The 11,505-nt window shown below is 70.7% G+C and carries 10 protein-coding genes; 6 read left to right on the forward strand and 4 right to left on the reverse strand.

Annotation, left to right across the window (positions count from 1 at the left end):
* Positions 1–160: 160 nt before the first annotated feature.
* Entirely contained in the window at positions 161–1,090 is a 930-nt protein-coding gene (locus NMN56_RS09120; RefSeq protein WP_274042418.1) for a DUF4349 domain-containing protein, read from the forward strand.
* A gap of 142 nt (positions 1,091–1,232) precedes the next feature.
* Here the strand turns inward: NMN56_RS09120 and NMN56_RS09125 are convergent, their stop codons facing one another.
* Positions 1,233–2,459: a serine hydrolase domain-containing protein gene (locus NMN56_RS09125; protein WP_274042419.1), complete on the reverse strand. Its 1,227-nt coding sequence runs from the start codon at positions 2,457–2,459 to the stop codon at positions 1,233–1,235.
* A 292-nt stretch (positions 2,460–2,751) separates the two neighbouring features.
* On the opposite strand from NMN56_RS09125, the gene NMN56_RS09130 reads away from it, so the two are divergent.
* Entirely contained in the window at positions 2,752–3,528 is a 777-nt protein-coding gene (locus tag NMN56_RS09130; RefSeq protein WP_274042420.1) for a MerR family transcriptional regulator, read from the forward strand.
* Between the two features lie 172 nt (positions 3,529–3,700).
* Here NMN56_RS09130 and NMN56_RS09135 read toward each other — a convergent pair whose 3' ends face one another.
* A complete protein-coding gene (locus NMN56_RS09135; RefSeq protein ID WP_274042421.1) occupies positions 3,701–4,813 on the reverse strand; it encodes an alpha/beta hydrolase-fold protein in 1,113 nt (370 codons plus the stop codon).
* 403 nt (positions 4,814–5,216) lie between these two features.
* Here NMN56_RS09135 and NMN56_RS09140 point away from each other — a divergent pair, with 403 nt between their 5' ends.
* Positions 5,217–5,429 carry an MbtH family protein gene (locus NMN56_RS09140; protein ID WP_274042423.1) on the forward strand — a complete coding sequence of 71 codons (213 nt, stop codon included), beginning with the start codon at positions 5,217–5,219 and terminating at the stop codon, positions 5,427–5,429.
* Between the two features lie 56 nt (positions 5,430–5,485).
* Positions 5,486–7,063, forward strand: a complete 1,578-nt coding sequence (locus NMN56_RS09145; RefSeq protein WP_274042424.1) for an amidohydrolase — start codon at positions 5,486–5,488, stop codon at positions 7,061–7,063.
* Between the two features lie 365 nt (positions 7,064–7,428).
* Here the strand turns inward: NMN56_RS09145 and NMN56_RS09150 are convergent, their stop codons facing one another.
* The gene (locus NMN56_RS09150) at positions 7,429–8,277 is read right to left on the reverse strand and encodes a FadR/GntR family transcriptional regulator (protein WP_274042425.1); all 849 of its coding nucleotides are present in this window, start codon (positions 8,275–8,277) and stop codon (positions 7,429–7,431) included.
* 120 nt (positions 8,278–8,397) lie between these two features.
* On the opposite strand from NMN56_RS09150, the gene NMN56_RS09155 reads away from it, so the two are divergent.
* Together NMN56_RS09155 and NMN56_RS09160 are read left to right on the forward strand one after the other, a co-directional pair.
* Complete coding sequence (locus tag NMN56_RS09155; RefSeq protein WP_274042426.1) at positions 8,398–9,198, forward strand: carbon-nitrogen hydrolase family protein; 801 nt, start codon at positions 8,398–8,400, stop codon at positions 9,196–9,198.
* Complete coding sequence (locus NMN56_RS09160) at positions 9,192–10,769, forward strand: APC family permease (protein WP_274042427.1); 1,578 nt, start codon at positions 9,192–9,194, stop codon at positions 10,767–10,769. Before NMN56_RS09155 ends, NMN56_RS09160 begins: the two co-directional genes overlap by 7 nt.
* Before the next feature lie 224 nt (positions 10,770–10,993).
* Here the strand turns inward: NMN56_RS09160 and NMN56_RS09165 are convergent, their stop codons facing one another.
* Entirely contained in the window at positions 10,994–11,503 is a 510-nt protein-coding gene (locus NMN56_RS09165) for a hypothetical protein (protein ID WP_274042428.1), read from the reverse strand.
* Between the last annotated feature and the right edge of the window lie 2 nt (positions 11,504–11,505).

The raw sequence follows: 11,505 nt of genomic DNA on the forward strand, positions 1-11,505 counted from the left end.
GGGGTCAGTTGGAGGGTGCGACGCCGCGCGGGCTCTGTCCCGGTTCGGCCGACCTCTGACCGTGATCTCTTTGGGACCGTTCCGTGCCGTCCTCCGCGGCCTTCCCGTCGTCAAAGGGACGTCATCCCCGACTCCCGACGACCCCAGAGAGGCGGACCCAATGCGCGTTCACCGTTCCGCATTACGCGTCCACGTCGCCCTGGCCGGCGTTCTGCTGGTACCGGCCCTCCTGCTCACCGGCTGCACCGGCACGCAGGACACGGACGGCAGCGCGTCCCGAGGCGGTTCCAAGGCGGAAGCGAAGGCGGATGTGGAGGACGGCGCTCCCGGCGGGACGGGCGGCAAGTCCAAGGGGGCCTCTGCGCCTCGGCTCACCGCGAGCCATGTCATCCGTACCGCCTCACTGACCGTGCAGGTCAAGGATGTCCCGAAGGCCCTGGACAGGACCCGGGGCACCGTCGAGGCCGCCGACGGCTACATCGGCAAGGAGACCACCACCCGGAACGAGAAGGGCCGCGAACGTACTCGCGTCGTGCTGCGTGTCCCCGTCGGGAAGTACGAGAAGGTCCTCGACGACCTGGAGGGCACCGGCCGGCTCGTGGACCGCGACACAAAGGCGAAGGACGTCACCGAACAGGCCGTCGATGTGGAGAGCCGCATCAAGACGCAGCGGGCCAGCGTGGCCCGGATCCGTGAACTGATGGATGACGCCACCAAACTGGGCGACGTGGTGAAACTGGAGGGCGAACTCAGCTCTCGTCAGGCCGACTTGGAGTCCCTGCTGTCCCGGCGGGCGTCCCTGAAGGACCGTACGGACTTCGCCACCATCACACTCTCCCTGTCCGAGAAACCAGCGGGGGAGACCGACGGGGACGACCCGGGGTTCACGGACGCGCTGGCGGGCGGCTGGAACGCGTTCCTGACGATGCTGCTCTGGGTGGCGGTGGCGCTCGGCGCTGTGCTGCCGTTCGCGGCGGCAGCGGCACTACTGGTGACCCTGTGGCTGCGAGTGGCAAGGCCCTGGCTGCGGCGCCGCACCACCCCCGAGACCACGACGGCCCCGGCGAGCGCGCAGACCCCTGACCCCTGAGCGGCGCCGTGGCCGGCCCCGCCAGGGGCGCGGGGAACCGCGCGCTCAACTACGACGTACCGGCAGTCCGTGAATGACGCCCGGGGCCGGCGCCGGCCTCTTGTCTCGGGCCCGAGCCGCAAAGTAACGGTCGAGCCCGTTGTCAGTCGATGGCCTGGTAGAGCGTGGTCCAGAAGTCGTTCATGGCACGCGGAGAATCCGGGGTGGACAGTCCGACCTGGGTGAGCAGGACTCCGGTGAGCTGGTTGGTCCTGTCCGCGTAGGTGGTGGTGCCGGTACCGCCGAACCAGCCGAACTGGCCGATGGGCGCGTAGTCGCTGCGAGAGGTGCGCACCGACATCCCGAAGCCCCAGCCGCCGTTCGCCCCCTGGCCGGACGACAGGTGGGCGACGTTGCTGAACATGGCGTCCCGGGCGGCCAGTTGCTCGGGCGAGAGACGGTTGGTGGTCATCAGCTCGACGGCGGCCCTGGACAAGATCCGCTCACTCCCGTGCATCCCGTGGCTCAGCAGCATCTGGAAGTAGGCGTGGTAGTCGTCGGCGGTGGAGACCAGCCCGCCGCCTGCGCCCTGGAACGCGGGAGGCACGCTGGACCTTCCCCCTGCCGCCTCGTCCCACACTGTGAACTCGCCGGTCTGCGGGTCGGGCCCGTACAGGGGCGGCAGTCGGTCGATCTTGTCGGCGGGCACGTGGAAGGCGGTGTCCTTCATCCCCAGCGGATCGAGGACGCGTGTCCGCAGGAACGTCTCCAACGACTGTCCCGTGACCCTGGAGACAAGCACACCGACCACCTCGTTGCTGAGGTCGTACTGCCACCGCACTCCGGGCTGGTACTGCAGCGGCAGCTCGCCGAGGCGGCGCATCCACTCGTCCGGGTCCGGCGCCGGCGCGGAGGCCACGCTGTGGTCGAGACGCTCGAAGGTCGCGGCCCTGATCGGGGAAGCCATCGACTCGAAGTCAACCCCGAGCCCGAACGTGGAGGTCAGCAGATCCCGTACGGTGATCGGCCGGTGTGCGGGCACGGTGTCGTCCAGGGGTCCGTCGGGCCGCTTCAGCACCTGCCGGTCGGCGAGTTCGGGCAGCCATTGGTCCACGGTGTCGTCCAGCCGCAGCCGGCATTCGTCGAGCAGGATCATCGCCGCCGCCATCGTGACCGGCTTGGACATGGACGCCATCCGGAAGATCGTGTCCCGGCGCATCGGCGCGCCACCGTCATGGCGCATCGTCCCGATCGCTTCGATGTGCGTCGAGCCGCCGCGGCTGACGAGGGCGACAAGGCCGGGAATCTTCTTGGACTCGATGTGCTGTGCCAGCACCTCGCGCAGCCGGCCCAGCCCTGCGTCGGAGAAGCCACTGTTGCCTGGTCCCATGATGAATCTCCTGTTCACGGTGTGGTTCTCACGGCGGCCCCGGTGGCTGCCTGGCCCTTCGAACGGCCATGTGCAGAGCCTGCGGCCTTGACCCGAGGTCAAGGTCAACCCCCTGCGCCGATCAAGGGGTGACCGGCACCGATCGCAGGCGTCCCGGCCCCTCTTGGCGACAGGGGATGGGCCGGAACCGGTGCACGCTATCCTCACCCTGGTGATCACCCGGACTTCCCGGCCGTCACCCACACGGTGCGCGAGACCGCAGACGCGCACGACCCGGAGGTGCGCCGAGCCGATGACAGACGGGCTGACGATCGGTCAGGCGGCGGCTTTCGTCGGTGTCACGATCAAAACCGTGCGGCACTATCACCGGCTCGGCCTGGTCGCCGAGCCGGAACGCGACGGCTCCGGCTACCGCCGGTACCGCTCGGACGAGCTGTACCGGCTGGTCCAGGTCCGGACCCTGGCCGCGGCAGGCGTGCCGCTGGCCGAGGTCGGTGACCTGCTCGACGCGGATCCCACGACGTTCGCCGCCACCTTGGACGACGTCCACGACCAACTCACCGAACGGATCGAAGACCTGACCGCGCGCCGCGACAGGCTGCACCGTCTCGACCATGGTGACCGCGCCCTGCTGCCCGACCGGGCCTGCGCGGTCCTGGAGCGGCTCGTCGAACTCGGCTTCGGTCCCGACTACGTGGCCGCTCAACGGGAGGCTCTGGTGCTGGCCCTGGCACTGGTCCCGGCGATCTTCGACAGCTTCCTGGCCCGGCTCGAACACTCCCTGGACGACCCCGAGTCCGTCGAGCTGACCAAGCGCGGTTGGGACGCGAGGACCTGGGATCCTGACGACCCGCGGATCGAGGAGTTGGCGTCCACGCTGGCCGACAAACTGCTGACCCAACGGGCGCTGCTGGCGATGCCGACCGGGTTTGAGGACCAGTCCGACGCCGCCTCCCGGTACGCGATGGTCAACCACCACCGGGAAGACCGGTCACCGTCCATCGCCCGGTTGAACACGCTGGTCGAGGCGAACCTGCGCGCGGCCGGCGTCACCGTTCCGAGCCAGTGACGGACGCCCAGCGGACCCGGCACTGCGGCGAGACGCCCGCCTCGCCCCGCCGTCGACGCTCCGTCAGCCACCCACCAGGGCAGATCGAGGCTTGACGCCGGTTTCCGCTCCGATGTTCGTTCCGATGTTCCTCAACCCCCGGGACAGCGGGAAGCGAGGCGGGGCGGAGGCCCTACCGGAGTGTCCAGGCGATGTCCCGCAGCAACGCGTGCCGCCAGCCCGCCCGGTCGTGGCCCGAAGCCGACCGGGAGACCCGCACGGTCGCCCCGGCCCGCGCGGTCAGGCTCTCGGTCAGCGCGCAGTGCGGAAGCATGCGCGCCTCGTGCTCTCCCACGTCGAACGCGGCCCGTAGACCGGACAGATCGGGGCGCTCCCGCAGGCGCGCGGCGAGGGCGCCGCCGACCGGGCCCGCCAGGGGATCGGCCAGTTCCGCGGCCTCGGGCGACCACCAGAAGGACGGTGACTGGCAGGCGATACGGGAGACCAGGTCGGGGAACTCCAGCGCCGCGTACATCGTGCTCAGCCCGCCGAGGCTCTGCCCGGCGACCACCAGGCGTTCCCGGTCGGCGGGAATGCCGGATTCCGCCACCAGCGGCAGCAGTTCGTCCCTGACCGCCTCCCACAGCGCGGGCCCGCACCCGAACTCGGCCTCCCTGTCCCTGACCGGGAGGAAGACGAGGGTGACGGGCGGCATGTCGCCAGCGTCGACGGCCGAGTCGAACGCGGTCATGGCCGGATGCAGATAGAGCCAGTCGTCCCCGTCGAGCAGCAGGACGACCGGTCCTCCGCCGCCCGCCGGGTGTACGCGCACGGTGCGCCGGCCGCCGAGCCGTTCGCTGGTCCAGCGGAGTCGGGTGCGGGGGAGGGGCAGGACGTCAGCGGCCCCGAGCACCGGCCAGTGCGGCTGGTCCGGTGCGTCCGGGGTCGCGGCGAGGGACCGGTCACCGCCGGCGCCGACCGGGTTGAACGGGTCGGCATGCGCGCCGTCGTCCGTCAGGAACCGGTAGGTCACCCGCAGCCGCGCGGGCATCGGCAGTTCGGCGTACCAGCAGTCCGTATCGCCCCACCGGGCCATGGACACCGTCTCCGACCAGCTCTCGAAGGCGATGTCAGCCGGGGACCCGCGCCACAGGAACAAGGTCACCCAGCCGCCGCCCTCCGCCGGGACCGAAACCGGGGCGCGCGCCGCCGCCCAGAACGCGTCGGTGCCGGGCCTGCCGTGCAGCCCGAACCCGGCGAAGGCGTTCTCACCGTCGGCCGCACGGCCGGAGTCGGGGCCCGTCATGTCCGGCAGCTGAGGTGGTCGCCCTCGGTGCGGAGAAGTCCACGTGCGGTCAAGTCCCCGCCGGGGCGGGCCCGTTCGGTCACCGGACGCATCAACGGCTCCTTGTGGGAGGGGAGGGGGAGAGCTAAGCTCGCCCACGATTAAGTGAGCCTAACCTAAGTAGCATCCCGCCTTCCATCCCCGAACCCCTCCGAACCCCGCCCTCCGACCCCCCGTCCTCCGAACTCTTCCTTCCGAACCCTCCGTCCCGACGACCCCGAAGACACTGGCGATCCCGAGGCCCTCGACGCACGCGCTCGACGCGGCTACGCGGCCACGCGGCCGTCACCGGCTCCCGTCGGTCACCGCCGGTCACCGCCGGTCACCGTCGGCTCCCGTTTCGCCCCCGAGGAGGCACTGACACATGAGCGTCAACCCGTTCGACGACCCCGACGGCCGGTTCCTGGTCCTGGTGAACGACGAGGGGCAGCACTCGCTGTGGCCGTCCTTCGCCGAGGTGCCCGGAGGGTGGACGGTCGTCTTCGAGGAGAACACCCGGGACGCGTGCCTGGAGTTCGTCGAGACCCACTGGACCGACCTGCGCCCACGGTCCCTCGCCGCGTCCACGGACCTCTGACCGCAGCGCGGAGGAGCAGAGGAGCGGAGGAGCGGAGGAGCGGAGGAGCACCGCTGATGCTCAGCACCAGACTGACCAACGCGCGCTTCCTCACCATGGATCAGGACCGTCCCGTCGCCCATGAACTCGGCATCTGGCGGGGCCGGATCGTGGGCCTCGACGAGGCGGTGACCTCTCTGCCGGCGCGCGAGGTGATCGACCTGCGGGGCGCCACCGTGCTGCCGGGGTTCGTCGACGCGCATGTGCACCTGGCCTGGACCGGGTTCAGGGAGGACACCCCGAGCATCGCGGGCCGTACCCGGATCGACGACGTGCTCGCAGCTGTGGAGGAAGCCGTTGCCCGGAAGGCCACGCCCGGCGCCTGGGTGAGCGTCGTCGGCTACGACCAGCGTGCACTGGGCCGCCATCTGACCGCCGCCGAACTGGACAAGGTCAGCCACGGGCACAAGCTCTTCCTGCTGCACGACTCCGGGCACGGCTGCGTCGTCAACACCGCCGTTCTCGACCTGCTGCCCGCCGACGTCCCGCAGGAGAACGGCTTTCTCGCCGAGGGCGCCATGGGCGCGGCGCGCGCACTGCGCCTGCCGCACTCCCAGCGGGAACTGGCCGAGGCGATCGGGCGTGCGGCGCGCACCTGTCTTGCCGAAGGCGTCACCGCCTGCGCGGAGGCAGGCATCGGCGGTGCCCTGCTCGGCCACAGCCCTGTCGAACTGGGCGCCTACCAACTCGCCCGCGAACAGGGCGGGTTGCCGCTCCGCGTGCAGCTCATGGTGTCCGCCGACCGGCTGCACCCGGTGGCAGCGCACGAGGACGACGGCCTGCCCCGGGCCCTCGACCTCGGGCTGCGCACCGGGTTCGGCGACGACCACCTCTCCGTGGGCGCGCTGAAGATCTTCATGGACGGCGGCATGATGGCCAGGACGGCCGCACTCAGCGTGCCGTACGAAGGGCTGGACCACAGCGGCCAGTTGCAGGACGACCCCGAGGTGCTGGCCGACACGATCGTGGACGGCCACCTCGCGGGGTGGCAGCTCGCGATCCACGCGATCGGCGACCGTGCGGCCGACATCGCCCTGGACGCGCTGGAACGGGCCCAGCGGCTGCTGCCCCGCCCCCGCGCCAGGCACCGCATCGAACACGCCGGCCTGATACGCCCCGACCAGCTCCCACGCTTCGCGCGACTCGGCGTCAGCGCTGTCGTACAGCCCAATTTCCTGCGGTACTTCGGCGACGACTACGCGGCGGTCATGGGCGCCGAACGGGCACCGTGGCTCTACCGCGGCAGGGCGTTCCTGGACCACGGCATCCCTCTCGTCGGCAGCTCCGACCGCCCCGTCACCGACGGATCACCGCTGCGGGCCATCCAGTTCATGGTCGAGCGTGCCTCGGAGCGCGGCCAGGTGATCGGCCCGGAGGAGGGCATCACCGTCGATGAGGCCCTGCACGCCTACACGGTCGCGGGCGCCTTCGCCTGCCACCGGGAGGACAGCCTGGGAAGCCTCACCCCCGGCAAGCTCGCCGACCTGGTCGTACTCGGCGACGACCCCCGCAGCGTCGACACCTCGCGCATCGGGGACATCGAGGTGGTGGCGACGTACGTCGACGGCCGCGAGACCGGCACGGTGGCGCCGTGAGCCGGCCGGAGGGGAGGACGGCGGAAGCCGAGGCGTACGCGCACCTCCGGTAGGGCGCCGCGCACCTCACGGACGGCGAACCGCACCCCGGAGGAGACTCCCCGCACCTCGGGGAGGACCCGCACCGCTGGGTCATCTGGAACACGGACGAGGAGCCCCTCGTCTTCGACCGGGCAACCAACTGCCCCGTGCACATCGGTGACGAGACCGTCCTGCGCGAGGTCCTGCGCAGGATGCGCGCGCCGCGCGTCCGTACCCGAGAGCGACGACTACCCGGGCCGCCCGTGCGCGTGAGCGGGCGCCGCCCGTGCGCATAGGAGTCCAGCCCGTGCGCGTAGGAGTCCGGGGGCGGTCAACCGGGGCGGTCAGCCCTCTTTCTCCGTCAGACCCACATACATCGTGCGGTGCAGCGCGGTGACGTGATCGTGCAGGAGGCGGGCCGCGAGGGCAGGGTCGCGGGCGGCGAGCGCGTCGCGGATGTGCCGGTGCTCGCGGTTGCTCTCACACAGGTAACTCATCGGGTACGGCAGGAAGTACAGATACAGCTCCCTGGTGACACGGCGGTACAGCTCCAGGGCCGACGGCTGCCCCGCTCCGTGTGCGATGCCGAGGTGGAAGCTTTCGTCGGCCGCGCGGAAGTCGGCCCAGGTGCCGGCCGCTTCCATGGCCGCGAGGCAGTCGTCCAGCGCCGCGAGACCGGCCTGGTCGAGGCGCGCGGCGGCCAGGTGAGCGAAGCCGGTCTCCAGTACGGCCCGTTCGTCGACCAGCCGGTGCACGCGCTCGCTGTCCTTCGCGTACGCCTCGACCTGCGGGACCGTGTGGTGGCTTGGCCGCTCGGCGATGAACGTGCCGCCGCCGCGCCCCGGGCGGCGCGTGACGACGCCCTCGCGCTCCAGCGCGGTGAGCGCCCGCCGCACGGTGATCTCGGCGACGCCCAGAGCCGCTGCCGTGTGCGGAACGTTCGGCAGCCGCTCGCCGGGGGCGAGCAGGCCGAGGTCGACGGCGAGCGAGATACGCGCGCGTACGGTGTCGACGGCGCTGGTACGGCGGATCGCGGCGAGCGCTGTACTGGTGAGCGCCGTACTGCTCACGGAAGCCTGCGCTGGAAGGGCTCGCGAGGCACGGGCCTGCGAGGCACGGGCCTGCGAGGCAGGGGCCTGCGATGTACGGGCCTGCGCGGCAGGGGTCTGCGACGTACGGTCCTGGGACGCCATCAGCCCAGGGTATGCGGCACGTTCGGCGGCCCCGAAGCCTTTACGTGCTCAAAGTGAGCATGTTTCTATGGCGGAACCGATGGCGGAGATCGACCGCTGACATCGCTTCGAGGACCGCGTATGAAGATCGCCGGACTGCAGACCGCCGGGACACCCGGCGACGTGGACGCCAACCTCCACGAACTGGACGCGGCATGCCGCCAGGCCCGTGAGCAGGGGGCCGAACTGCTCATCACCACCGAGATGTTCGTCACCGGCTACGACATCGGTGACACCGTCCACGAGCTGGCCCGCCGCGATCTGCTCACGCCTGCGCGTGACGTCGCCCGCAGGCACGGCATCGCACTCGTGCTCGGCATGCCAGAGCAGGCCGAAGGGACCTGCTACAACAGCGCGTTCCTCCTGGCGGCCGACGGCACGGTGCTCGGCCGCCATCGCAAGGTCCACCTCTTCAGCGACCTGGACAGCACCCGTTTCGCGGCGGGCGACCGGCTCACCGCGCCCATCTCCTACGGCGGACTCCGGATCGCCCTGCTGATCTGCTACGACGTGGAGTTCCCCGAGACCGTACGCGCCGCCGCGCTCGCCGGCGCCGATCTGATCGCGGTACCGACGGCCCAGATGCAGCCGTACGAGTTCGTCGCCGACCACCTGCTGCGGGTGCGCGCCTGGGAGAACCAGGTCTATCTCGCCTACGTCAACCACGACGGCGACGAGGGCTCCCTGCGCTACGTCGGACGCAGCTCGATCGTCGCCCCGTCCGGCGACGTGCTCGACCAGGCACGGCACGGAAACCGGCTGATCCTCGCCACCGTCGACCCGGAAGAAGTCAGCAAGGCCCGCGCGGCCAACCCGTATCTGACCGACCGCAGGCCGGGGTTGTACGGGCACACTCCAGCAACCGAGGACCGCCCATGCTGAGGGACCCCGCAGGGGACGCCGAGCCCAACGGGGGTGCCGAGCCGAACGGAAGTGCCGAGCCCGTCGGGGACCCAGGGCTGGACGGGAGCGCCGGACTGGCTGGAGGCGGCGCCGAGCCCGCCGCCGAAGCGCGGGCCCCGGCGGCGCCCGCGCGTCTGACCGGCCGGCTCGGCACCGGCTCCATCGTCTTCATGGTGATCGCCGCGGCTGCGCCGCTCACCGTCGTCGGCGGCAACGTGCCGCTGGCCATCGCCAACGGCCCTGGCGCCGGCGCACCCGTCGGCTTCGCGCTCGCCTCGCTCATCCTGCTGATCTTCGCCGTCGGCTTCGTCACCATGACGCCGTACGTCCGCCAGGCGGGCGCCTTCTACGCGTACGCCACACGCGGGCTCGGCGACCGGATCGGCATGGGCACCGCCGCGGTCGCGCTCGTCACGTACACCGCGATCCAGGCGGGCGTCTACGGCTATCTGGGCTGGGCCGTCAACAGCGTACTGGCCGACTTCGGCGGGCCCACGGGCACTCCGTGGTGGGTGTGGTCGCTGGCGGCCGTAGGCGTCGTCGCCTTCCTCGGCTACCGCCACATCGAACTCAGCTCCAAGGTGCTGGGCGTGGCGCTGGTGCTGGAGATCGCGGTCGTGGCCGTGCTGGACGCGGTGATCCTCGGGCAGGGCGGGGACAGCGGAGTGAACGCCGACTCCTTCACGCCCGACGCGGCGCTCTCCGGACCGCTGGGCGTTGCCGTGCTGTTCGCGCTCACCGGATTCATCGGCTTCGAGTCGACGGCCGTCTTCCGCAGCGAGGCCCGCGACCCGGACCGCACCATCCCCCGAGCCACATACTGCGCCGTGCTCGTCATCGGCGCCTTCTACACCCTCTCCTGCTGGGCACTGGTGCTCGGCGCGGGAACCGACAAGGTCTCCGCCGTCGCCGGCAAGTCGCTGGCCGACGGCGGGAACATGCTCATGGACGCGGCGGGGGCCTACGTGGGCACGGCGCTGCGGGACGTGATGCAGGTGCTCCTGCTCACCAGCCTGTTCGCCTGCGTGCTGTCCTTCCACAACGTCATTGCCCGCTACGCCTTCACCCTCTCGGGACAAGGCAGCGGACTCCCGGGACAGGGCAGCGGAACCGGCGTACTCCGCCGGCTGGGCGCCGTGCATCCGCGGCACCGCTCGCCGTACGTCTCCTCACTCGCGCAGACCGGCACGGCGGTGGTGCTGGTCCTCCTCTTCGCCGCGCTCGGAGTGGAGCCGCTGGTGGGCGTGTTCGGTTCGATGGCGGGCGTCTCGACGGTCGGCATGGTGCTGCTGATGCTGACCACCTCGATCGCCGTGCTGGCCTTCTTCGCCCGCCACCGCGACCTGGCCGCCGGAAGGACCTGGCACACCCGGATCGCCCCGCTCCTCGCGGTGGCCGGCCTGCTGACAGGGCTGTGGCTGGTCGTCTCGAACTTCACACTCATCACGGGCGGCAGCGTGGGCGTGAGTGTCGCACTGGGCGCGATCCCGTTCGCGGCGTTCCTCGCGGGTTGTGCCGGAAGGGCGTATCGAGCCATGGGCACACGGTGATTGCGGGCGGGACGCTGGAAGTGACTGAGCTTTAGCCGACAGGTTCGCTCAACTCAGGCAGCCAGTCGTGAACGTGCCCGCTCAACCAGTCCGTTCCGCGCCGAGATCGGCTTCTCGGCTCCTCACGCTGGGGGCCGAGTAAACGGCCCCCGGGCGCAGGGGCCACCGGCCCTGAGTGTCATTGGGGAACGTCACCGCGTCTGCCGTGGGCATGATGGCTCCTGTCAGGCGCGAGAAAGGTCGGTGCCTTCCGGGGCTTGGTAGCAGGGCGAGATGAGGGTGACACTGATCTGTGGCTTGAGGTCACCTGAGCGTTGCTTCAATGCCCGAATCGCCACATGGTGCCCGGAGGTGGTGTGTACCGCCTTGATCTCCGGATTGCGGGCCACGCTGTTCATAGGCCCGTCCTTGGTAATACGCCACCCCATGCCGGGCAGTCGGGAACGAAGGTTCTCCATGGCGGTGTCGAAATTGCCCACGTCCGCTTTCCCCAGTGCCCAGGGGTGGTCCACGGTGTAGTAGGTGGTGAAGTCCGGGTCGACGGCGTCACACGGGCCGGCGGCGGCAGGAAGGTCAGTCAGGGTGCCGGGAATGCCCATGGCATCCAGCAGCCGGGACGACATCCGGTTGACCTCGTCCTCTGCCTCGGACACCTCGCGCACCTCGGGCGTGTATCCGAGCATCTTGCGTACCTTCGACGGTTTGGCGACTCGTCCGCGGCCAGTGTTGTCCATGA

It is taken from the genome of Streptomyces iconiensis (assembly GCF_028657195.3).
Classification (GTDB): Bacteria; Actinomycetota; Actinomycetes; order Streptomycetales; family Streptomycetaceae; genus Streptomyces; species Streptomyces iconiensis.